We start from the raw sequence: 21982 nt of genomic DNA, 5'->3' as shown, positions 1-21982 counted from the left end.
TTTTCTCGTTTACTGCGCGCCTTGCTTGTCGATCAGCGCGGCGAGCATTTCGTACTCTTCGCCGGTCAGGTCGGTCAGCGGCGCACGCACCGGACCTGCGTCATAGCCGGCGATTTTTGCACCTGCCTTGACGATACTCACGGCGTAACCGGCCTTGCGGTTGCGGATGTCCAGGTACGGCAGGAAGAAGTCGTCGATGATCTTGCCGACGGTGGCGTGATCTTCGCGAGCGATCGCGTGGTAGAAGTCCATCGCGGTTTTCGGGATGAAGTTGAACACCGCCGAGGAGTAGACCGGCACGCCCAACGCCTTGTAGGCAGCGGCGTAGACTTCAGCGGTCGGCAGACCACCCAGGTAGCTGAAGCGATCACCGAGGCGGCGACGGATCGACACCATCAACTCGATATCGCCCAGGCCATCCTTGTAGCCGATCAGGTTCGGGCAGCGCTCGGCCAGACGTTCCAGCAGCGGCGCGTTGAGGCGGCAAACGTTGCGGTTGTAGACGACCACGCCGATCTTCACCGATTTGCACACGGCTTCAACGTGGGCGGCAACACCGTCCTGGCTCGCTTCGGTCAGGTAGTGCGGCAGCAGCAGCAGACCTTTGGCGCCCAGACGCTCGGCTTCCTGAGCGTATTCGATGGCCTGGCGGGTCGAACCACCGACGCCGGCGAGGATCGGCACGCTGGTTGCGCAGGTGTCGACGGCAGTCTTGATGATTTCCGAGTATTCGCTGGCGGCCAGGGAGAAGAACTCACCGGTGCCGCCGGCGGCGAACAGAGCCGAAGCGCCATACGGAGCCAGCCATTCCAGGCGTTTGATGTAGCCCGCGCGATTGAAATCGCCTTGCGCGTTGAAATCGGTCACCGGGAAAGACAGCAGGCCGGCAGAGAGGATGGACTTCAGTTCTTGTGGATTCATTATTCGAACACCCTGGTAGCAACGTTTTATTGTGAGTGGACCGTTCAGCCTTCGCCGAAGTTGTAGGTCATCGTACAACTTAAAAAATAACCGTCAACTGCATTTCATCGTTGGCAGGGCTTTTTTGTCGGACAAGATTGGCTTTTGCGCTTTATGAAATGGCTACAAGGCTCGTGCTTGACGCTTTCGAAGGCTGAAATATCTGGTCTGGATTCGTTTAATTCTGTGGCGACCTGCGGCTCGTAAAGTACGTCGACTGCCACGAAGGATCGTGGCGGACCACTCAAAGGAAGCCGCTATGTCGATGCATTTTGCCGCCCCCACCCTCACCCACGTCGCCCCTGCGCAAGACGATTGCGTGACGCTTCAGCTCTCGCAATTGCCGGACATCCTCACCGTGCAGGTCCCGGATTCCAGCGATTTCGCAGCAAACTGGAGCGTCTACGCGATTCTCGGCAGCGATGGAGAAGAACCCGAATGGGAAGGTGATGAGGTGGACACTGGCGCTTGGGACGACGCCGAGGATGAAATGGAAAAGCTGCTCGACATCGAGGTGCATCTGCCGAAAGAGGCGCTGCAACCGTACCTGAACCGCGAGGTGGAGCTGCGTTACAAGTTTCGCGATGAGTCGAGTATGGAGCCGTACTCGCTGCCGCTGAGGCTGCGCATAGAGGCGTAATGCTCAGTTTCGCTGCGCCTGCGCCTCTTCATGGGCCTGGCGCAGTCTTTCGCGGCTGTTGGTCAGGTGCAACCGCATTGCGGCGCGGGCAGCATCGGAATCCTGACGGGCAATCGCGTCGTAGATTTCCTCGTGCTCGCGGCTCAGGCGGCTCATGTAGTGCTGCTGATCATCATGGGCCAAGCGCGCCGAGTTCAGCCGGGTACGCGGAATGATGCTGGTGCCCAGGTGCGTCATGATGTCGGTGAAGTAGCGGTTGCCGGTGGACAGGGCAATTTCCAGGTGGAAAGCGAAGTCTGACGACACCGCATCGCTGGCATGCGAGGCGCTTTCGTTCAAGGCGTCGAGGGCGGCGCGCATGGTTGCCAGTTGTTCGGGGCTGCGGCGTTGCGCGGCAAGGCCGGCGGATTCGACTTCGAGGCTGATGCGCAATTCGAGAATTGCCAGCACGTCACGCAGGGTGACAACGGTGGCCGGATCGATGCGGAAACCGCTCGGGCTCGGCGTATCGAGAACAAAGGTGCCGATGCCGTGGCGGGTTTCTACCTGGCCGGCGGCCTGCAGACGGGAAATTGCCTCGCGGACCACGGTGCGGCTGACGCCATGGGCTTCCATGATCGCCGACTCGGTGGGCAACTTGTCGCCACGCTTGAGCAGGCCATCGCGGATCTGCTCGCTCAACACCGTCACCAATTCCTGGGCGAGGCTGCGGCGCTTGCGGGGGAGGCGCGGGGTGTCGATCAGCTTTTCCATGGTCTGCATCTTGTCTCGAAAGTTCGGCTTGGCGCCATCATAGCTCAAGCGAGTTGTACGATCACTTTCCGTTTCTACACAAATCCTGTGGGAGCTGGCTTGCCAGCGATGAGGCCATATCAGGCAACACAGATGTCGTCTGTTGCGCCGCCATCGCTGGCAAGCCAGCTCCCACAGAGGTATTGCACTAGTCAGGCAGTCACGGGTTGCTCCACCAAATGCCCGCTATCGATCCGCACATGCCGTGGATGGAATCGTTTCAAACTGCTTCGGTGACCGACGCTGACAATGCTCAGCCCCGGAATCTCGTCGATCAACGCCTGATACAACGTCGCCTCGTCCTCTTCATCCATCGCCGATGTAGCCTCGTCCATGTACAGCCATTGCGGTGCGTAGAGAAGCGCGCGGGCGAAGGCCAGGCGTTGCTGCTCACCCGGCGAGAGCATGCGTTGCCAGTGATTGGCTTCATCCAGCCGCCCAATCAAATGTGGCAGACGGCAGGTTTCCAGCACCTGTGCATAACGTTCCGGCGCGTAGGTGTCGCCCGGTTGTGGATAACTCAACGCTTCACGCAATGTGCCGATCGGCAGATAAGGCTTCTGCGGCAGGAACAGATAGCGCGCCGCTGGTAAACGAATATTGCCGTGCCCCGCCGGCCACAAATGCCCCATCGCCCGCAGCAATGTGGACTTGCCGCTGCCGGAACGGCCGCTGAGCATCACGCGCTCACCCGCTTCAACGGTCATGTCGGCGTCGGTCAGCAGGTGACGACCATCGGCCAGATCCAGGCCGAGGTTGTGCACCTGCAATTCGCGGCCCTGATTCTGCACATCGATGGCCGGGGTGCGCTGTTCGTTGTCGCTCATGGCTTGACGGAAACTCAGCAGACGATCACAGGTGGCGCGCCACTCGGCCAGATCCTGATAAGCGCTGATGAACCAACTGAAGTTCTCCTGCACATTGCCGAACGCCGAGTTGATTTGCATCAGCTCACCCAGCTCGATCTTGCCGCTGAAATACCGTGGTGCCGCAACAATGAACGGGAAAATGATCGCGATCTGCCCATAGCCCGAAGTAAAAAACGTCAGGCGCTTGGACACGCGCATGATGTCCCAGAAGTTATGCCAGACCAGCCCGAAGCGATTGCTCAAGCGCCGGTTTTCATTCGGCTCGCCGTTGTACAAAGCGATGCTTTCGGCATTCTCGCGGACCCGAACCATCGAGAAACGCAAGTCGGCTTCGAAACGCTGCTGGTTGTTGTTCAGGCCGATCAGGCGTCGGCCGATCAAATGCGTCAGCCAACTACCGACCGCCGCGTAGACCAATGCACACCAGAACATGTAGCCGGGAATCGTGAAACCGAACACTTCAATGCTGCCGGAAACGCCCCACAGGATGATCGAGAACGACACCAGACTGACCACCGTGCGGATCAAACCCAAGCCAAGGGCCAGCGTGGTCGCGGTGAATTTATTAAGGTCTTCGGAGATTCGCTGGTCAGGGTTATCGGTGTAACCGCCCTGCTCCAGCTGGTAGTAATTCTTGTGTTCAAGCCAACGAGTGAAGTGCTTTTCGGTCAGCCACGCCCGCCAGCGAATGGTCAGCATCTGCGTCAGGTACTGACGATAAACCGCAGCGAGAATCGCCACAGCGGCAATACCGCAGAAGTACAGGATCAACTGCCAGAACGCGGCTTCATCCTTTTTCTGCAGGGCGTTATAGAAATCCTTGTACCAACTGTTCAGCCACACGGCGATCCATACGCTGAACAGCGTCAGCGCAAACACGGCAATCAGCAACGTCCAGGCCTTGCCCTTCTCTTCGCTGCGCCAGTAAGGCGTGGTCATCGCCCAGACCTTGCGAAAAAACTGCCCGCGCACAGCATCGTTGACCGCGCAATATTCAGCGTTCTGATTCATGGATAAGGCTCGATAGTAAAAAGAACGGACACGCGCCGATCATAGATGATCGGCGCGATTTATCGCGAGGGCTGGCGATAGTCGTTCAGCGCAGGTTCAGCGACGCACCGGGCGCTTCTGCAGTTTGCGTTGCAGGGTGCGGCGGTGCATGCCCAGCGCGCGGGCCGTGGCGGAAATGTTGCCTTCGTGCTCGGTGAGCACACGCTGGATGTGCTCCCATTGCAGGCGATCGACCGACATCGGGTTTTCCGGCACCAGACTGTCGAGGTCGGCGTGCTCGGACAGCAGCGCGGCCAGCACGTCGTCGGCATCGGCGGGTTTGCACAGGTAGTTGCAGGCGCCACGCTTGATCGCCTCCACCGCTGTGGCAATGCTCGAATAACCGGTGAGGATCACCACGCGCATTTCCGGATCGAGTTCCAGCAGCTTGGGCAGCAGGACCAGACCGGAGTCGCCGTCCATTTTCAGGTCCAGCGCGGCGTAATCAGGCAGATCGGCCTGGGCGATGGTCAGGCCTTCTTCCGCAGAACCGGCGGTGCTGACGCGAAAGCCACGGCGGGCCATGGCGCGGGCCATGACGCGGGTGAAGGTCGCGTCGTCGTCGACCAGCAGCAAATGCGGCAGTTCTTCGCCTTCGACTTGGATTTCGTCACTCATGTTGGTCTCCTCGGGCGCCGTGGGGCAGGCGCAGCTCGGTGAGCGTGCCGCCTTCCTCATGACTATAGAGTTTCACTGAGCCGCCGGCGCGTGTCACGCTGGCCTTGCTCAAAAACAGGCCCAGGCCGAAACCTTTGCCCTTGGTGGTAAAAAACGGCTTGCCGATCTGCTCGGCGATGGCCAGCGGCACACCGGCGCCGTGATCGCGAATGCTGATGGTCAAAGTCTCTGCGTCCCAGTCCAGCGTCACCTGGAGGTTTTCCGGGCAGGCGTCGGCAGCGTTGTTGAGCAGATTCAGCAAAGCCTGGGTCAAATCCGGCGGCGGCGCCATGCGCGGCACCGCACCCTGGCCGAGACGCTGGAAGCGGTAACTGGCTTCCGGGCGCATCAGGTGCCAGCGGTTCAACGCCTCGTCGAGCCAGTCGGTAACGTCCTGCATCTCCACCGCCAGACGCCGATTGGCCTCAGCGGCGCGGACCAGTTGCTGCAAGGTTTCCTTGCACAGCTTGACCTGATCCTGCAGCACTTTCAGATCGTCCTGCAGCAACGCATCGGGGTGATCCTGCTGCATTTCCTTGAGCAACACGCTCATGGTCGCCAGCGGCGTACCCAGCTCATGCGCAGCACCCGCGGCCTGGGTCGCAACGGCGAGGAGCTGCTGATCACGCAGACCCTCTTCACGGCGGATCGCGCGCAACTCTTCCTGCCGGCGCAATTCTTCAGCCATGCGCGCGGCGAAGAAGGTAATCACCGCAGCAGCCAGGGCGAAGCTCAGCCACATGCCGTAGATCTGCAGATTCTCACGGGCGACCGGCAGGGTTTCCAGCGGATAGAAACGCGTCAGCATCAGCGTGTACAGCGCCAGCGCGATGCCCGACAGAATCACCGAATAACGCCACGGCAGCGTCACCGCCGCGATCGTCAGCGGCACCAGATAATAGGAAACGAAGGGGTTGGTCGAACCGCCGGAGAAATACAGCAGCGCACTGTGAATCACCAGATCGCAGGCCAGTTGCAGCGCGTATTCGAGCTCGGTCACCGGCCACGATGTGCGCAGGCGCACGGCAGTGAACACGCAGAGCAGAATCGAGCAGCCCAGGGTCATCGCCAATTGCACCCACGGCAACGGCAACAATTGCAGCCAGTAGGCCAGGCCCACGGACCCGGCCTGCGCGGCGAGCACCAGGGTGCGGATGAAAGTCAGCCGCCAGAGGTTCTGGCGAGTGGCGGAAGTCAGTTGTACGGGGGCGAGCATGAGCTCTCCTGATGAGCGCTCCAGGCGGATCGCACGGAGTATAACCAACGCGCGGGGTTCAAAGGCGAAAGTGCGGCAAACGACCACATGGCGGCGATGGAGAATTCATCTGAGTTGAAGAAGATGCCGAGGGCTATTGGAGATCAATTGTGGCGAGGGGATTTATCCCCGCTGGGTGGCGGAGCCGCCCCAAGTCATGCGACCTCATTTAACCAGACATACCGCATCAGCCGGATTTGCGCCTGCTGCGCAGCCGAACGGGGATAAATCCCCTCGCCACAGAAGCACTCCCCACTGCGCGCAGGTATCTGTATAGAAGTTGTAACTGGGCGAACCGGATCATAGAAGTTAGAGTCTGATGGTTCACGCAGGCCGCGACCCATCACCTGCGCCTCATTCAAGGAGCCTTCATGCACACATTTCGCCGCAGCGCCGCCCTCCTCGCCCTGACCGTCGGCAGCGTCGCCAGCCTTCCGGCGCTGGCCGCCGATGAGCTGCACTACAACCAGATTTCCCTGCGCGCCGAAGTCAGCCAGGAAGTGGCCCGCGACCAGATGATCGTGACGCTCTATACCGAAGAGCAGAACACCGACCCGGCCAAACTCGCCGCCGCCATCAGCACCACCATGAACAAGGCCACCACCCAGGCCAAGCAAGTCAAAGACATCACCCTGCGTACGGGCAGCCGCAACAGCTACCCGATCTACGACACCAAAGGCCAGAAGATCACCGGCTGGCGCGAACGCGCCGAACTGCGCCTGGAAAGCACCGACTTCGCCGCCCTGTCCAAACTCACCGGCGAGTTGCTGACCGACCTGAAAATGGGCGGCATGGACTTCGCCATCGCCGACCCGACCCGCAAGGCCAGCGAAGACCAGTTGCTCAAAGAAGCCGTCACCGCCTTCAAGACCCGCGCCCAACTGGCCACCGACGCCCTGGGCGGCAAGGGCTACAAAATCGTCAACCTGAACCTCAACAGCAACGGTTATCCACAACCGTACCTGCGCGCGCCGATGATGATGAAAGCCGCGGCCATGGATTCCGCGCCGGTGACGCCTGAAGTTGAAGCCGGCACCAGCCAGGTCAGCATGACCGCCGATGGCTCGATTGAAGTGCTGATGCAGTGATTTAAGCTTGGCTGAATGAAGGACCGGCAATCAGTAAATGGTTGCCGGTTTTTTTGTGCCCGGGTTTTGTAGTGAATGATCCACCGCTATCGCTGGCAAGCCAGCTCCCACAGGTTTTGTTGTGTCTTGAAAATCGCATATAACCCTGTGGGAGCGGGCTTGCCCGCGAAAAACGATAACGCGGTGGCCCTGACTGATTACGTACGCGGATCAACCCGATCCAGCGCCCGATTCACCGCCAGCTCCGCCAGCATGATGATCTGCTGAATCGCCAGCGCCGTATTGCGCTGCGGACGACCGAGCTGTTCGGCGAAATCGCTGGCCAGAGTGTTGGCTGAAGCGAGGGATTCGCAGGCGTGGGCAAGCAGGCTTTCAGTGTCGATGTCGGGCCGGATCAAAAACATCGTGCTGGGTGGATGGGGTTTGCCGGGTGGCGGGCAGAGATAGAAATCGAGGGCACGCTTGATGGCTTCGCGGTTCTTCGCGAGATCGTCGGCGCGCAGCGCGGCTTCAAGGGGGGTTGTGGTTTCTTCGGGTGGGTCGGGGACTGGTTTGCTCATGCGCTTCACCTATGAGGTTGAGCCATCTCGATGCCGTTTCTCACACGGCGAAGAGGTGGCAGCTTTGTGCGGGGTGAGAAAACCGGTCATAGGCACCCGGCCGGACATAAGCCCGCCCGCACAGAGCCGCCATAACGCACTTGCAGGCAGCAAACTTGCTCGCGGCAATTATGCGGATCTGGGCACTGAATGACTATGAATGTCGGGTTCTCACACCCGATCGCTGAACAACCAGCGACGACCCAAGCCTAGAGAGCGGGACGTCCGACGGACAACCTGAAAACCTTGTGGGAAGGTTCGGGTTATTTGGCATCGGAATTAAACAAACTCAAGCCCTCGGGAGCCTGGAGGTGCCTCATCGCGAGCAGGCTCACTCCTACAATTGGATCGAGCACAACCTCAAGAAACAGGTCGGCTGTCAGGCCGCCTTCGCGAGCAGGCTCGCTCCCACAGAAAAGCAAAAGCAAAAGATCGCAGCCTTCGGCAGCTCCTACACAATGAGCGCAAGCTCGAGTGCTTTTGATCTTGATCCACCGGCGACGTCGGAAGGCTGAGTGGAGGGATTGATCCGGGCGTGGGAGCGCAGCGACCGTCTGGCGCAGCCAGACACAGCGGAAGGAGGTGCAGCGAAGCAAACCGGAGCCGCTGCGCCCGGATCAGTCCCGGAGCGAAGGAACCCGAGCCTGCGAGGGCCGAACGTAGGAGCAAGCCTTTTCGGTTACCTTTTTGGCGTTTGAAAAAGGTGACTCGCCGTAAGGGCGAAACCGCCAGCCGCCACACCCGCAGAAACGGATATACACCCAAAACCCAAGAGCCTGGTCGGCCCAAAGGCCGCCAAGGTGCCACCAATCGAAACACCCGGTTGCACCAAGTAAAACTCCCCAATCCCTGCTCCAATCCACCCCACCCTGAGCCACCCCAAAAACCCCTCAACCCCGCCCATCCCCAAGGGTATAAATAAGTAACACCAAGCCCCACCCAAGCGCACCCGACACCTCCAGCGCACCATTTCAGTGCCGCAAATGCACCGCAAAAACCACCCGCAAACGGTCAAATGCGTCAAAAGTTATACGGATGCGACATTAAGGTACGTTCGTGCCACCGTTTAACGCCGCCGACCGCTCTGGATCTTGCATTGGGTATGGGGCCTGCATAAGTATCCGCAGGCACGACTCACGAGGTCGTACCTCACAACTAAAAAATGACAACAAATCATGAGGCCAACATGCTTAAACACGCGGTCATTCCGTTTCTAGTCGGCGCAGGCTTGTTAGCCTCCGCACCTTTCGCCACCGCTGCGACTAACCTGGTGTTCTGCTCCGAAGGGAGCCCGGCCGGTTTTGATCCAGGCCAGTACACCACCGGAACCGACTTCGACGCCTCAGCCGAAACCATGTTCAACCGCCTGACCCAGTTCGAGCGCGGCGGCACCGCCGTGATTCCTGGTCTGGCGACCAAGTGGGACATTTCCGATGATGGCCTGACTTACACCTTCCACCTGCGTGAAGGCGTCAAGTTCCACACCACCCCGTATTTCAAGCCGACTCGTGAATTCAATGCCGACGACGTGCTGTTTACGTTCAACCGCATGATCAACAAGGACGACCCGTTCCGTAAGGCGTACCCGACCGAATTCCCGTACTTCACCGACATGGGGATGGACACCAACATCACCAAGATCGATAAAGTCGACGACCACACCGTCAAGTTCACGCTGAAAGAAGTCGACGCCGCGTTCATCCAGAACATGGCCATGAGCTTCGCGTCCGTGCAGTCCGCCGAATACGCGGCCCAACTGCTCAAGGATGGCAAACCCGCTGACATCAACCAGAAGCCGATCGGCACTGGCCCGTTCGTGTTCAAGAGCTACCAGAAAGACTCCAACATCCGTTACACCGGCAACAAGGATTACTGGAAACCTGAAGACGTGAAGATCGACAACCTGATCTTCGCTATCACCACCGACCCGTCGGTGCGTATCCAAAAGCTGAAAAAGAACGAGTGCCAGGTCACCCTGTTCCCGCGTCCGGCCGATCTGAAAGCGCTGAAAGAAGACAAGTCGCTGAAGATGCCGGATCAGGCTGGCTTCAACCTCGGCTACATCGCTTACAACGTGATGGACAAGGTCAAGGGCAGCAACGAGGCCAACCCACTGGCTGACCTGCGCGTGCGTCAGGCGCTGGACATGGCCGTGAACAAGCCGCAGATCATCGATTCGGTTTACCAGGGCGCGGGCCAACTGGCCGTCAACGCCATGCCGCCGACCCAGTGGTCCTACGACACCACCATCAAGGATGCCAAGTACGATCCTGAGAAAGCCAAACAGCTGCTCAAGGAAGCCGGCGTCAAGGAAGGTACCGAGATCGTCCTGTGGGCGATGCCGGTTCAGCGTCCGTACAACCCGAACGCCAAACTGATGGCTGAAATGCTCCAGTCCGACTGGGCCAAGATCGGCTTGAAAGTGAAAATCACCAGCTACGAGTGGGGCGAGTACATCAAGCGTTCCAAAGGTGGCGAGAACCAGGCCATGATCATTGGCTGGAGCGGTGACAATGGTGATCCGGACAACTGGCTCAACGTTCTGTTCGGCTGCGACTCGCTGAGCGGCAACAACTTCTCCAAGTGGTGCGACAAGAAGTTCGACGGCCTGGTGAAAGAAGCCAAACGCACTACCGACCAGGGCAAGCGCACCGAGCTGTACAAACAGGCGCAACACGTCCTCAAAGATGCAGTTCCAATGACACCTATCGCTCACTCGACGGTGTATCAACCCATGCGCGCCAACGTGCAGGATTTCAAGATCAGCCCATTTGGCCTGAATTCCTTCTACGGCGTCAGCGTCAGCAAGTAAGACATTGCAACGGCGGCGTTTCTGACGTCGCCGTTGCTTTATCTACCGGGAAAAAAGGAAAAGGCCTACACCCAAATCCGCCGCAGATGATTGCTTCGGTATAGGTGCGTCGACTTTTCCTACGAGCATTAAGGCAATTACGTATTTACTGCCAGAGGCACGGTGCCTACCGTCGCGTACTGACCAGTGTCTGCGTGGGCCACCGGTTTTGCCGTACGTATTGGATTGAGCTCAATGCGACCAGAAAGTCCCGGGATAGGGACCCTGACGCATTGCACAACACTAAAAAGAGGGAGCGTCATGCGCCATACCTTGGTTTTTTCCGCACTGTTGGGCGCCGGCCTGTTGGCCGCCACGTCTGCAAGCTACGCCGCCAGCGACAGCCTGGTGTTCTGCTCGGAAGGCAGCCCGGCGGGTTTCGATACCGCGCAATACACGACGGCCACCGACAACGACGCCGCCGAGCCGCTGTACAACCGCCTGGTGGAGTTCGAAAAAGGCGCAACCAATGTCGTACCCGGTCTGGCAACCAAGTGGGACATTTCCGAAGATGGCCTGAAATACACCTTTCACCTGCGTGAAGGCGTGAAATTTCACACAACCCCTTACTTCAAGCCGAGCCGCGATTTCAACGCCGACGACGTGCTGTTCACGTTCAATCGCATGCTCGATGCGCAACAGCCGTTCCGCAAGGCCTATCCCACCGAGTTTCCGTACTTCAACGGGATGAGCCTGAACAAGAACATCGCCAAGGTCGAGAAGACCGGGCCGCTGACCGTGGAGTTCACGCTCAACAGCGTCGACGCCGCGTTCATCCAGAACATCGCCATGAGCTTCGCTTCGATTCTGTCTGCCGAATACGCCGACAAGCTGCTGGCCGACGGCAAGCCGAGCGACATCAACCAGAAGCCGATCGGCACCGGGCCGTTCGTGTTCAAGAGCTACCAGAAAGACTCGAACATCCGTTACACCGGTAACCCGCAGTACTGGGATCCGAGCCGGGTCAAGCTGAAGAACCTGATTTTCGCCATCAACACCGACGCTTCGGTACGTGTGCAGAAGCTCAAGGCCAACGAGTGCCAGATCACCCTGCACCCGCGCCCTGCCGATGTTGAAGCGCTGAAGGCCGACCCGAAACTGCAACTGATTTCCAAGCCGGGCTTCAACCTCGGCTACATCGCCTACAACGTGCGCCACAAGCCGTTCGATCAACTGGAAGTGCGTCAGGCGCTGGACATGGCGGTGAATAAACAGGGAATTCTCAACGCTGTTTATCAAGGCGCCGGCCAACTGGCCGTCAACGCCATGCCACCGACCCAGTGGTCCTACGATGACACCATCAAGGACGCCGCCTACAACCCGGAAAAAGCCAAGGAACTGCTCAAGGCCGCCGGGGTGAAAGAAGGCACCGAGATCACCCTGTGGGCAATGCCGGTGCAGCGTCCGTACAACCCGAACGCCAAACTGATGGCCGAGATGCTCCAGTCCGACTGGGCGAAGATCGGTCTGAAAGTGAAGATCGTCAGCTACGAATGGGGCGAGTACATCAAGCGCACCAAGAACGGCGAGCACGACGTCAGCCTGATCGGCTGGACCGGTGACAACGGGGACCCGGACAACTGGCTGGGCACGCTGTACAGCTGCGACGCCATCGGCGGCAACAACTACTCCATGTGGTGCGACCCGGCTTACGACAAGCTGATCAAACAGGCCAAGGTCGTCACCGACCGCGACCAGCGCACCGTGCTTTATAAACAGGCCCAGCAATTGCTTAAACAGCAAGTGCCGATCACGCCTGTCGCCCACTCGACGGTCAACCAGCCGTTAAGCACCCGGGTCGAAGGGTTCAAAGTCAGCCCGTTCGGCCGCAACGTGTTCTCGGGTGTCAGTATCGATTAAACCAACCGATTAGCCGCAATGCTGAGGGGAGCCGTCTACTCCCCTCACGCAAGCGCTTTGCCTAAATTCGCCAATCCGGCTTTTTGCAAACGTTTGCGATGTGTGAACGAGTTCTAAACCAATAACCGGCATACCAAAAAAAGCCGGGATAAAAAGAAAGTAAAGGAGCTTCACCCATGAAACTGAGCAGCACCGCGATACTGGCTCTGGCCATCAGCAGCATCACCGCCACGGCTTATGCGGAAACCCAGAGCCAGGCGTTTACGCCGGTAACCGTCAACGAGAAGAGCGCCCAAGCCGAAGCCACTGGCTTCCTCGAAGGGCAATCGATCAGCGGTTCGACCCGTAACTGGTACGCCAACGAACAACTCAAGCGTGGCGGCAAGTTCGCTTACCGCAAGAATGGCCAGTCCACCGAAACCGATCGCCGGATCAACTGGGTCCAAGGCACGATCATCAAGTACAACTCGGGCTTCACCGAAGGTACTGTCGGCTTCAGCACCGAAGTGGCTGCTTACAACGCGATCGCCCTCGAGCGCGACCGCGAGAACCTCGCCTCAAACAACGGCGGCGCTCCGGGCACTCGCCCAGGTGCAGGCAACAACCGTACCCTGACCCGCGAAGGCGGTGACGCTGTCGGCCAGTGGAGCAAGCTGGGCCTGGCCAACGTCAAGGCGCGCGTCTCCAACACCACCCTGACCGCCGGCCGCATGAACTTCAGCAGCCCGCAAGTCGACGTGATCGGTAACCGTCCGTTGCCATCGAGCTTCGAAGGTATCGCGATCCACAGCGAAGAGCTGAACAACCTGGCGTTCGACGTCGCGACCTTCGACCGCGTTTCGCCACGTACCGAAGAAAGCCTGAGCAAGTTCCGCTCCGAATACGGTGACATCAACGCTGAAGCCGATCACGTCAACACCGCCGGTATTTCGTACCAGCCGTTCGCCAGCCTGACCACCAGCCTGTGGGGCACCCAGGCCGAAGACCTGTGGAACCAGTACTACTTCGGCGCTACCCACGTGTTGGGTGACAGTTCGATCCTGAGCCTGACCACCGGCCTGAACTACTACAAGACCGTCGACGAAGGCAAAAAACTGCTTGGTGACATCGACAACGACACCTACTCGCTGTCGTTCGGCCTGACGCACCAGGCCCACACCGTGACCTTCTCCTATCAGGAAGTGAACGGTAACGAGTACTTCGACTACCTGCACGAAACCAACGGTATCTACCTGGCCAACTCCCTGCTCTCGGACTTCAACGGCCCGAACGAGAAGTCCTTCCAGGTTTCCTACGGCCTCAACATGGCCGAATACGGCGTGCCAGGCCTGAAATTCAACATCTACCAGGCACGCGGCTGGGGCATCGACGGCACTCACTACAAGGGTGGCGGCTACGATGGCGTGCAGGCGATGGATGGCGAGCACCATTATGAATACGGCGTCGGTGCAACCTACGCAGTACAGAGCGGCCCGCTCAAGGCCACAACGATTCGCGGCACCTACACCGCTCACCGTGCCAGCGAAAACCAGGCTGACGGCAGCATCAACGAGTTCCGTCTCGTGACCACCATCCCGTTCAACATTCTGTAAAAACGCCAACCGACGGCTGACTCATGATGAGTCGGCCGTTCGGTTTTCTGTCTTCAACCGATTGCAGAGGGTTATCGATGAAAATGCTTCCCCTACGTGCGGCCATCGCGGCTGCGTTGCTGAGTGTCGCTGTCGGCGCCTCGGCCAAACCCTTGGTGGTCTGCACCGAAGCCAGCCCGGAAGGCTTCGATATGGTCCAGTACACAACTGCAGTCACGGCGGATGCTGTGGCCGAAACCATCTTCAATCGCCTGGCCGATTTCAAGCCCGGCACCACCGAAGTGATCCCGGCGCTCGCCGATTCCTGGGACATCAGCGAAGACGGCCTGACCTACACGTTCCACCTGCGCAAAGGCGTCAAGTTTCACACCACCGAATATTTCAAGCCGACCCGCGACATGAACGCCGACGACGTGGTCTGGAGCTTCCAGCGTCAACTGGACCCGAATCACCCGTGGCACAAACTGTCCAGCGTGGGCTTCCCGTACTTTGAAAGCATGGGCTTCAAGGAACTGCTCAAAAGCGTAGAAAAAGTCGACGACAACACGGTCAAGTTCACCCTGACCCGCCGCGAAGCGCCGTTCCTGGCCGATATCGCCATGGCCTTCTCGTCGATCTACCCAGCCGAATACGCCGACCAGTTGCTCAAGGCCAACAAGACTGGCGATCTGAACAACAAGCCGATCGGTACCGGCCCGTTCATCTTCCAGCGTTACGCCAAGGATGCGCAGGTGCGCTTCAAGGCCAACCCGGATTACTTCCGTGGCAAGCCGCCGGCCGACGCGTTGATTTTGGCGATCGCCACCGACAACAACGTGCGCCTGCAAAAGCTCAAGGCCAACGAGTGCCAGGTTGCGCTGTATCCGAAACCGGATGACATTCCGAGCATCAAGAAAGACAGCAAGCTGAAAGTCGACGAGCTGGACGCGATGACCGTTTCGTACATCGCCATGAACACCCAGCACAAGTACATGAGCGACGTACGCGTGCGCAAAGCCATCGACATCGCGTTCGACAAGGAAGCCTACGTCAACGCGCTGTTCGGCAAGGGCAACGCGTCGGTGGCGGTCAACCCGTACCCGCCGACCCTGCTCGGCTACAACCATGATCTGAAGAACCCGCCACGCGACCTGGACAAGGCACGCGCCCTGCTCAAGGAAGCCGGGGTTCCGGAAGGCACTACCTTCACCCTGTTCACCCGTAACGGCGGCGGTCCGACCAACCCCAACCCGATGCTCGGCGCGCAAATGATGCAGGCTGACCTGGCGAAAGTCGGGATCAAGATCGACATCCGCGTGATGGAATGGGGCGAGATGCTCAAGCGCGCCAAGGCCGGCGAGCACGACATGGTCTCGGCCGGATGGGCGGGCGACAACGGCGACCCGGATAACTTCCTGACGCCTATGCTCAGTTGCGAGGCCGCCAAGAACGGCGAAAACTACGCACGCTGGTGCAACGAGAAATTCCAGGCACTGCTGGATGAAGCGCGGGCTAAAGTAGATCCGGCCGAACGCGCCGCGCTCTACGAACAGGCTCAAGTGCTGTTTAATCAGGACCAGCCATGGATCAGCATGGCCCATACTCGGATGTTCACTGCAATGCGCAACAATGTAGAGGGCTACCACATCAGCCCTCTCACCACTAATAACTTCGCCACCACCCAGGTGAAGTAGATAAGAAACGCCCGGCGTCCCTTACCTGAGGGACGCCGGACACGCCTAACCGGCTGATGAGGTACCACACAAGATGTTTAGTTTTATTGCCCGCCGACTGGGGTTGTTGATCCCCACGTTTTTCGGCATCACCTTGCTGACTTTCGCGTTGATTCGCATGATTCCGGGCGACCCCGTGGAAGTGATGATGGGCGAACGTCGGGTCGACCCCGAAATGCACGCTCAGGCAATGGAACGCCTGGGGCTGAACAAGCCGCTGTATGCCCAGTATCTGGACTACATCGGCAAACTGGCCCAGGGCGATCTCGGTGAGTCGTTGCGTACCCGTGAAAGTGTGTGGACCGAGTTCACCTCTCTTTTCCCGGCGACCCTGGAACTGTCCATGGCCGCCCTGCTGTTCGCTGGCATCCTCGGGCTTCTGGCCGGGGTGATCGCGGCACTTAAACGAGGATCGCTGTTCGACCACGGGGTGATGGGCATCTCCCTCGCGGGCTATTCGATGCCGATCTTCTGGTGGGGCCTGATCCTGATCATGTTCTTCTCGGTGAGCCTGGGCTGGACTCCGGTTTCCGGGCGCATCGACCTGCTGTATGACATCGAGCCGAAAACCGGCTTCATGCTGATCGACACGCTGCTGGCCGATGACGTCGGCGCGTTCTTCGACGCCCTGCATCACCTGATCCTGCCGGCCATCGTGCTCGGTACCATTCCGCTGGCGGTGATCGCACGGATGACCCGTTCGTCGATGCTCGAAGTGCTGCGCGAAGACTACATCCGCACCGCCAAAGCCAAAGGCCTGTCGCCGTCGCGCGTGGTGTTCGTGCATGGTCTGCGCAACGCACTGATCCCGGTGCTGACGGTTGTAGGTCTGCAAGTCGGTACTTTGCTGGCCGGTGCGGTCCTGACCGAAACCATCTTCTCCTGGCCCGGCATCGGTAAATGGCTGATCGAAGCCATCGGCGCCCGGGACTATCCGGTGGTGCAAAACGGCATCCTGTTAATCGCCTGCCTGGTGATTCTGGTCAACTTCGTGGTGGACATCCTCTACGGCTTTGCCAACCCACGCATCCGTCATCAGCGCTGAGGTCAATACCCATGAGCACTCCAACATCCTCAGTAGCCACCGCCACGTCCGCCGTGGATCAAAGCCTGCTGTACCCGTCGCCGTACAAAGAATTCTGGCAAGCGTTCTCGAAGAACAAGGGCGCCGTTGCCGGCCTGCTGTTCATGCTGCTGATCATTTTCTGCGCGATTTTCGCGCCGTGGGTCGCGCCGCATAACCCGAGCGAGCAATACCGTGACTTCCTGCTGACGCCACCGGCGTGGCTGGAGGGCGGGCAGATGCAATTCCTGCTCGGCACCGACGAACTCGGCCGTGACCTGCTGTCGCGTCTGATCCAGGGCTCGCGCCTGTCGCTGCTGATCGGCTTGTCGTCGGTGGTGATGTCGTTGATTCCGGGGATCCTGCTGGGTCTGTTTGCCGGTTTCTTCCCGAAAGTGGTCGGCCCGACCATCATGCGTCTGATGGACATCATGCTGGCCCTGCCGTCGCTGCTGCTGGCCGTGGCGATCGTCGCCATCCTCGGCCCTGGCCTGATCAACACCGTGATCGCGATTGCTGTGGTTTCCCTGCCGTCCTACGTGCGTCTGACCCGTGCCGCCGTCATGGGCGAACTGAACCGCGACTACGTCACCGCCGCGCGTCTGGCCGGTGCCGGTCTGCCGCGTCTGATGTTCATCACCGTGCTGCCCAACTGCATGGCGCCGCTGATCGTGCAGGCGACCCTGAGCTTCTCCTCGGCGATTCTCGATGCCGCTGCACTGGGCTTCCTCGGCCTCGGCGTACAACCACCAACCCCTGAGTGGGGCACCATGCTGGCCTCGGCCCGCGACTACATCGAACGCGCCTGGTGGGTAGTAAGTCTGCCTGGCCTGACCATTTTGCTCAGCGTGCTGGCAATCAACTTGATGGGCGACGGCCTGCGCGATGCGCTGGACCCGAAACTCAAGAACGCCGCCTGAGGAGATTCAAATGTCACTGCTAGAAATCAAGAATCTCAACGTCCGCTTCGGCGACAAGACCGCGACTCCGGTGGTCGACGGCCTCGACCTGAAAGTCGACAAAGGCGAAGTGCTGGCCATCGTTGGCGAGTCGGGTTCGGGTAAATCCGTGACCATGATGGCGCTGATGGGCCTGATCGAGCATCCCGGCATCGTCACCGCTGACTCGCTCAGCTTCGACGGCAAGGACATGCTCAAACTGAGCAACCGTCAGCGTCGGCAGATCGTCGGCAAAGACCTGTCGATGGTCTTCCAGGATCCGATGACCGCGCTGAACCCGAGCTACACCGTCGGTTTCCAGATCGAGGAAGTGCTGCGCCTGCACCTGAAAATGTCTGGCAAGCAAGCGCGCAAGCGTGCCATCGAACTGTTGGAAAAAGTCGAGATCCCGGGCGCCGCCAGTCGTATGGACGCCTATCCGCATCAACTGTCTGGCGGTATGAGCCAACGCGTCGCGATCGCCATGGCGATTGCCGGCGAGCCGAAACTGTTGATCGCCGACGAACCGACCACCGCGCTGGACGTGACGATTCAGGCGCAGATCATGGATCTGCTGCTGGCGTTGCAGAAAGAGCAGAACATGGGCCTGGTGCTGATCACTCACGACCTCGCGGTCGTGGCGGAAACTGCCCAGCGCGTCTGCGTGATGTATGCCGGCCAGGCGGTTGAAGTCGGTCAGGTGCCGCAACTGTTCGACATCCCGGCGCACCCGTACAGCGAAGCGCTGCTCAAGGCGATTCCCGAGCACAGCCTCGGCGCCTCACGCCTGTCGACCTTGCCGGGCATCGTCCCGGGCCGTTACGACCGACCACAGGGTTGCCTGCTGTCGCCGCGCTGCCCGTACGTGCAGGACAACTGCCGCACCCAGCGTCCGGGCCTTGATCCGAAAGCCAACAGCCTCGCCCGCTGCTTCTACCCGCTGAACCAGGAGGTGGCGTAATGGCCGTCGTACTTACCGCCCGCGACCTGACCCGTCACTACGAAGTCTCCCGTGGCCTGTTCAAGGGCCACGCCACCGTGCGCGCGCTCAACGGCGTGTCGTTCGAACTGGAAGCCGGCAAGACCCTCGCCGTAGTGGGTGAGTCGGGCTGCGGCAAATCCACTCTCGCCCGCGCCCTTACGCTGATTGAAGAGCCGTCTTCGGGCTCGCTGCAGATCGCCGGCCAGGAAGTCGCCGGCGCCGACAAGGCCGAACGCAAGCAATTGCGTAAAGACGTGCAGATGGTGTTTCAGAGCCCGTATGCGTCGTTGAACCCACGGCAGAAAATCGGCGATCAACTCGCAGAACCGCTGTTGATCAACACCAAGCTGTCGGCCACCGAACGTCGCGAGAAAGTTCAGGCGATGATGAAGCAGGTCGGCTTGCGCCCTGAGCATTACCAGCGCTATCCGCACATGTTCTCCGGCGGTCAGCGCCAGCGTATCGCTCTGGCGCGGGCAATGATGCTGCAACCGAAAGTGCTGGTCGCGGACGAACCGACTTCGGCGCTGGACGTGTCGATTCAGGCCCAGGTGCTCAACCTGTTCATGGATTTGCAGCAGGAGTTCAACACCGCCTACGTGTTCATCTCGCACAACCTCGCGGTGGTGCAGCACGTGGCCGATGACGTGATGGTGATGTACCTCGGCCGCCCGGTGGAACTGGGTCCGAAGAACGACATCTACGAACGCCCGCTGCACCCGTACACCCAGGCCCTGCTGTCGGCGACCCCGACCATTCACCCGGACCCGAACAAGCCGAAAATCAAGATCGTCGGCGAACTGCCCAACCCGCTGAACCCGCCACCAGGCTGTGCTTTCCACAAGCGCTGCCCGTACGCGACCGAACGTTGCACCACGGAAGAGCCGCTGTTGCGTGAACTGGATAATCGGCAGGTGGCTTGCCACTACGCCGAGCAGTTCCTCGACGGCGCGGCGTAAGACCACGGAATATCTCATGTGGGAGCGAGCCTGCTCGCGAATGCGGTGTAACAGTCACCAACATTGTCGACTGAAATGACGCTTTCGCGAGCAGGCTCGCTCCCACAGGGAGTTCGTGTTGATTCAAGAATTCATGCGATAACAAAACCCCTTCCACCTCGATTGCGCATCAGTCGAGGCCGAAGGGGTTTTTCTTTGGCCGGCGATCTATGTCTGGCTATCGCCTTCGTCATCCGGGTCATCGGTGTCCGGCTCATCAGTGGTCGTGTCGTCATCATCAGCGCTGCCGCCCTGATTCATATCCCCCGGTTCCGACTCGGACTTGGCGAGCATCAGCCCGCTATGCCCGACCTGCCCATTGAACGCTTGAGATTCGTGATCCTCGCACTCGGCCCACGCCGTTGCGGTGCCGAGTGACAGCATCACCATCACTTTCAACAACATCAAAACCCGTAGCAATCTGCTTTTCATGGCCGACTCCATCCTGTTGCGCTAAGACATGCTTGCCGGACTGGCTCGATGTGAAATCTAGTTGCGATCCGACCGGCTCACCACTTAGGACGCGACCGCGCAGGCAGAAATGCCATCAACCGCCAGATTGCTTTCGAATAACCCCGATAACTGAAACAGCTAAGCGCCACGCGTGGCCTGCCAGGTCAACGGAATAGAGAGCAGCACCAGCAGCGCGCTCATCAGCCACACACTGTGCCCGCCAAACTGGCCATACAGCTGACCGCTGAGCACCGGCGACAACAGCGCGCTGGCACTCCAGCTCATGAAGAACAGCCCGAAGTACTGACCGCTCTTGCCGCTCTGGGCAAACTGCATCGCCAGCACATTCAATGGCGGCATGAACAGCGCCTCGCCCAGCGTCCAGATCAGCGTCGACAGACAGACAAAAGCCAAGCCGGAACCGAACGGCAACATGCCCAATCCGCAGGCCAACAGCACACTGCCGACGAGCATCTGCCAGCGCGAGCCCCAACGCTCGACCGAGTGCGACAGCGGAATCTGCAACGCGATCACCAACAGCGCATTGAGCCCGAACTGCCAGCCAATCGCTTCGGTGCTCAGGTGGTAGTAATCACGCAGATAATTGCCCAGCGTGCTGTACACCGTGTCGAACGCGATGCCCAATACGGCCGTCGCCGCCAGCAGCCAGAGGAACGGCTTGTCGCGATACGGCAGGCTTGAGCCATCGGTCGATTCGTCTTCAACCACCAGCACCGGCCGCCGCCACGTCGTGCGCACGAACCACAGCAACGCCAGCATCGTCATCGCCGCACTGACAAAAAACACCCAACGAAAATCCGCCTGCGCCAAGACCCCACCGGCCACCCCGGCAGCGGCCATGCCGAGATTGCGCGCGACCCGACTCAGAGCCTGCGCACGGGAACGTTGCGCGACCTCGCAATACTCCATGATCAGCCGCTGATGCAACGTCCGAATCGCGCCGTCGATCACACCGCTGAGCAACAGCAAAGCGGCCAGCCACGGCACCTGCGTCACCAGCCCCAACAGCATCAGCACCCACACCGAAACGAAAAACAACGCCGCCGTCAGCCGCGCCGTGCGCACATGATCACTGAGCCAGCCGCCGAGCATCGAACCGACCAGCAACCCAGCGCCATAGGCCGAAAGCAACCAGCCCACGGTTTCAATCGCCAGACCCAGCTCCTGACGCAGGTACAGCGCCATGAACAGCTTGACCATGGCGCTGAGGCGGTTGATGAACAACAGCGCCGCGAGGACCCAGGCCATGGGGGTGAAATAGCCTTTAAGAAGCAACAGGGGATTCAGCCGACTTGTCACTCCATTGACCTCTTCGAACGACTTGCAGGGACAGGAACACTACCGGTCAGCATGGCGGTTGTCGCATACCAGCACATCCAAAACACGGAAAAAAGGATCCGCCCTACAACACACTGTAGGAAATGCCGCAGAGTGCGGGCTTTTGACCTTGCTTTTCAGCTTCGCACTCTCCAACAACCGAAACATGTGCGCTCTACGTGTCGCTTTTTTGAGATTTTGACGACACGTCATGATCTCATGTCGCTGACGACGACATGTGCGCATGTCGTGTCTTCAAAATGGATTTCAAGCGACGTATTGTTC

18 protein-coding genes are annotated in these 21982 nt (G+C 59.6%); 10 read left to right on the top strand and 8 right to left on the bottom strand.

What is annotated here, in order from left to right; genetic code table 11:
- Positions 1–9 precede the first annotated feature (9 nt).
- Positions 10–921 carry a 5-dehydro-4-deoxyglucarate dehydratase gene (gene kdgD / locus BXA01_RS20385; RefSeq protein WP_016771708.1) on the bottom strand — a complete coding sequence of 304 codons (912 nt, stop codon included), beginning with the start codon at positions 919–921 and terminating at the stop codon, positions 10–12.
- A gap of 298 nt (positions 922–1219) precedes the next feature.
- On the opposite strand from kdgD, the gene BXA01_RS20380 reads away from it, so the two are divergent.
- A complete protein-coding gene (locus tag BXA01_RS20380) occupies positions 1220–1600 on the top strand; it encodes a hypothetical protein (RefSeq protein WP_073473813.1) in 381 nt (126 codons plus the stop codon).
- 3 nt (positions 1601–1603) lie between these two features.
- Here the strand turns inward: BXA01_RS20380 and BXA01_RS20375 are convergent, their stop codons facing one another.
- The 4 genes from BXA01_RS20375 to BXA01_RS20360 form a co-directional block, all read right to left on the bottom strand.
- Positions 1604–2353 carry a FadR/GntR family transcriptional regulator gene (locus BXA01_RS20375; protein ID WP_122508216.1) on the bottom strand — a complete coding sequence of 250 codons (750 nt, stop codon included), beginning with the start codon at positions 2351–2353 and terminating at the stop codon, positions 1604–1606.
- A gap of 191 nt (positions 2354–2544) precedes the next feature.
- A complete protein-coding gene (locus BXA01_RS20370) occupies positions 2545–4272 on the bottom strand; it encodes an ABC transporter ATP-binding protein/permease (protein ID WP_076565836.1) in 1728 nt (575 codons plus the stop codon).
- 96 nt (positions 4273–4368) lie between these two features.
- Complete coding sequence (locus BXA01_RS20365; protein WP_003221630.1) at positions 4369–4929, bottom strand: response regulator transcription factor; 561 nt, start codon at positions 4927–4929, stop codon at positions 4369–4371.
- On the bottom strand, positions 4922–6184 hold the full coding sequence (locus tag BXA01_RS20360; protein WP_016771713.1) for an ATP-binding protein: 1263 nt from the start codon (positions 6182–6184) through the stop codon (positions 4922–4924). The genes BXA01_RS20365 and BXA01_RS20360 overlap by 8 nt, the downstream gene beginning before the upstream one ends.
- A 410-nt stretch (positions 6185–6594) precedes the next feature.
- On the opposite strand from BXA01_RS20360, the gene BXA01_RS20355 reads away from it, so the two are divergent.
- On the top strand, positions 6595–7311 hold the full coding sequence (locus tag BXA01_RS20355) for an SIMPL domain-containing protein (protein WP_076565834.1): 717 nt from the start codon (positions 6595–6597) through the stop codon (positions 7309–7311).
- Positions 7312–7508: 197 nt separating this feature from the next.
- Here BXA01_RS20355 and BXA01_RS20350 read toward each other — a convergent pair whose 3' ends face one another.
- The gene (locus BXA01_RS20350) at positions 7509–7871 is read right to left on the bottom strand and encodes a DUF6124 family protein (RefSeq protein ID WP_076565832.1); all 363 of its coding nucleotides are present in this window, start codon (positions 7869–7871) and stop codon (positions 7509–7511) included.
- 1225 nt (positions 7872–9096) lie between these two features.
- On the opposite strand from BXA01_RS20350, the gene BXA01_RS20335 reads away from it, so the two are divergent.
- From BXA01_RS20335 to BXA01_RS20300, 8 genes are all read left to right on the top strand, one after another.
- Entirely contained in the window at positions 9097–10722 is a 1626-nt protein-coding gene (locus tag BXA01_RS20335; protein WP_076565826.1) for an ABC transporter substrate-binding protein, read from the top strand.
- Between the two features lie 300 nt (positions 10723–11022).
- The gene (locus tag BXA01_RS20330; protein ID WP_076565824.1) at positions 11023–12621 is read left to right on the top strand and encodes an ABC transporter substrate-binding protein; all 1599 of its coding nucleotides are present in this window, start codon (positions 11023–11025) and stop codon (positions 12619–12621) included.
- A gap of 176 nt (positions 12622–12797) precedes the next feature.
- A complete protein-coding gene (locus BXA01_RS20325; protein ID WP_076565822.1) occupies positions 12798–14213 on the top strand; it encodes an OprD family porin in 1416 nt (471 codons plus the stop codon).
- Positions 14214–14290: 77 nt separating this feature from the next.
- Positions 14291–15886: an ABC transporter substrate-binding protein gene (locus tag BXA01_RS20320; RefSeq protein WP_076565820.1), complete on the top strand. Its 1596-nt coding sequence runs from the start codon at positions 14291–14293 to the stop codon at positions 15884–15886.
- A 73-nt stretch (positions 15887–15959) separates the two neighbouring features.
- Positions 15960–16970, top strand: coding sequence for an ABC transporter permease subunit (locus tag BXA01_RS20315; RefSeq protein ID WP_016771720.1), 1011 nt, complete (start codon positions 15960–15962; stop codon positions 16968–16970).
- Positions 16971–16981: 11 nt separating this feature from the next.
- On the top strand, positions 16982–17908 hold the full coding sequence (locus tag BXA01_RS20310; RefSeq protein WP_016771721.1) for an ABC transporter permease subunit: 927 nt from the start codon (positions 16982–16984) through the stop codon (positions 17906–17908).
- Between the two features lie 10 nt (positions 17909–17918).
- Complete coding sequence (locus BXA01_RS20305) at positions 17919–18887, top strand: ABC transporter ATP-binding protein (RefSeq protein WP_016771722.1); 969 nt, start codon at positions 17919–17921, stop codon at positions 18885–18887.
- Positions 18887–19867, top strand: a complete 981-nt coding sequence (locus BXA01_RS20300; RefSeq protein WP_016771723.1) for a peptide ABC transporter ATP-binding protein — start codon at positions 18887–18889, stop codon at positions 19865–19867. The genes BXA01_RS20305 and BXA01_RS20300 overlap by 1 nt, the downstream gene beginning before the upstream one ends.
- A 207-nt stretch (positions 19868–20074) precedes the next feature.
- On the opposite strand, the gene BXA01_RS20295 is transcribed toward BXA01_RS20300, so the two are convergent.
- Together BXA01_RS20295 and BXA01_RS20290 are read right to left on the bottom strand one after the other, a co-directional pair.
- Positions 20075–20338 (bottom strand): hypothetical protein, encoded by a 264-nt coding sequence (locus BXA01_RS20295; protein ID WP_076565818.1) that lies wholly within the window; start codon positions 20336–20338, stop codon positions 20075–20077.
- 159 nt (positions 20339–20497) lie between these two features.
- Positions 20498–21628 carry an MFS transporter gene (locus BXA01_RS20290; protein WP_231990993.1) on the bottom strand — a complete coding sequence of 377 codons (1131 nt, stop codon included), beginning with the start codon at positions 21626–21628 and terminating at the stop codon, positions 20498–20500.
- Positions 21629–21982: the final 354 nt, after the last annotated feature.

The organism is Pseudomonas sp. B10 (assembly GCF_900156235.1).
Lineage (GTDB): Bacteria > Pseudomonadota > Gammaproteobacteria > Pseudomonadales > Pseudomonadaceae > Aquipseudomonas > Aquipseudomonas siliginis.
The sequence above is the reverse complement of the archived record's forward strand: the minus strand, read 5'-3'. Positions and strand labels throughout refer to the sequence as shown.

What these genes read in the sequence shown, in the direction of transcription:
- kdgD (WP_016771708.1), bottom strand. Translation starts at nt 921, where the DNA reads ATGAATCCACAAGAACTGAAGTCCATCCTCTCTGCCGGCCTGCTGTCT.
- BXA01_RS20380 (WP_073473813.1), top strand. Translation starts at nt 1,220, where the DNA reads ATGTCGATGCATTTTGCCGCCCCCACCCTCACCCACGTCGCCCCTGCG.
- BXA01_RS20375 (WP_122508216.1), bottom strand. Translation starts at nt 2,353, where the DNA reads ATGGAAAAGCTGATCGACACCCCGCGCCTCCCCCGCAAGCGCCGCAGC.
- BXA01_RS20370 (WP_076565836.1), bottom strand. Translation starts at nt 4,272, where the DNA reads ATGAATCAGAACGCTGAATATTGCGCGGTCAACGATGCTGTGCGCGGG.
- BXA01_RS20365 (WP_003221630.1), bottom strand. Translation starts at nt 4,929, where the DNA reads ATGAGTGACGAAATCCAAGTCGAAGGCGAAGAACTGCCGCATTTGCTG.
- BXA01_RS20360 (WP_016771713.1), bottom strand. Translation starts at nt 6,184, where the DNA reads ATGCTCGCCCCCGTACAACTGACTTCCGCCACTCGCCAGAACCTCTGG.
- BXA01_RS20355 (WP_076565834.1), top strand. Translation starts at nt 6,595, where the DNA reads ATGCACACATTTCGCCGCAGCGCCGCCCTCCTCGCCCTGACCGTCGGC.
- BXA01_RS20350 (WP_076565832.1), bottom strand. Translation starts at nt 7,871, where the DNA reads ATGAGCAAACCAGTCCCCGACCCACCCGAAGAAACCACAACCCCCCTT.
- BXA01_RS20335 (WP_076565826.1), top strand. Translation starts at nt 9,097, where the DNA reads ATGCTTAAACACGCGGTCATTCCGTTTCTAGTCGGCGCAGGCTTGTTA.
- BXA01_RS20330 (WP_076565824.1), top strand. Translation starts at nt 11,023, where the DNA reads ATGCGCCATACCTTGGTTTTTTCCGCACTGTTGGGCGCCGGCCTGTTG.
- BXA01_RS20325 (WP_076565822.1), top strand. Translation starts at nt 12,798, where the DNA reads ATGAAACTGAGCAGCACCGCGATACTGGCTCTGGCCATCAGCAGCATC.
- BXA01_RS20320 (WP_076565820.1), top strand. Translation starts at nt 14,291, where the DNA reads ATGAAAATGCTTCCCCTACGTGCGGCCATCGCGGCTGCGTTGCTGAGT.
- BXA01_RS20315 (WP_016771720.1), top strand. Translation starts at nt 15,960, where the DNA reads ATGTTTAGTTTTATTGCCCGCCGACTGGGGTTGTTGATCCCCACGTTT.
- BXA01_RS20310 (WP_016771721.1), top strand. Translation starts at nt 16,982, where the DNA reads ATGAGCACTCCAACATCCTCAGTAGCCACCGCCACGTCCGCCGTGGAT.
- BXA01_RS20305 (WP_016771722.1), top strand. Translation starts at nt 17,919, where the DNA reads ATGTCACTGCTAGAAATCAAGAATCTCAACGTCCGCTTCGGCGACAAG.
- BXA01_RS20300 (WP_016771723.1), top strand. Translation starts at nt 18,887, where the DNA reads ATGGCCGTCGTACTTACCGCCCGCGACCTGACCCGTCACTACGAAGTC.
- BXA01_RS20295 (WP_076565818.1), bottom strand. Translation starts at nt 20,338, where the DNA reads ATGAAAAGCAGATTGCTACGGGTTTTGATGTTGTTGAAAGTGATGGTG.
- BXA01_RS20290 (WP_231990993.1), bottom strand. Translation starts at nt 21,628, where the DNA reads ATGGCCTGGGTCCTCGCGGCGCTGTTGTTCATCAACCGCCTCAGCGCC.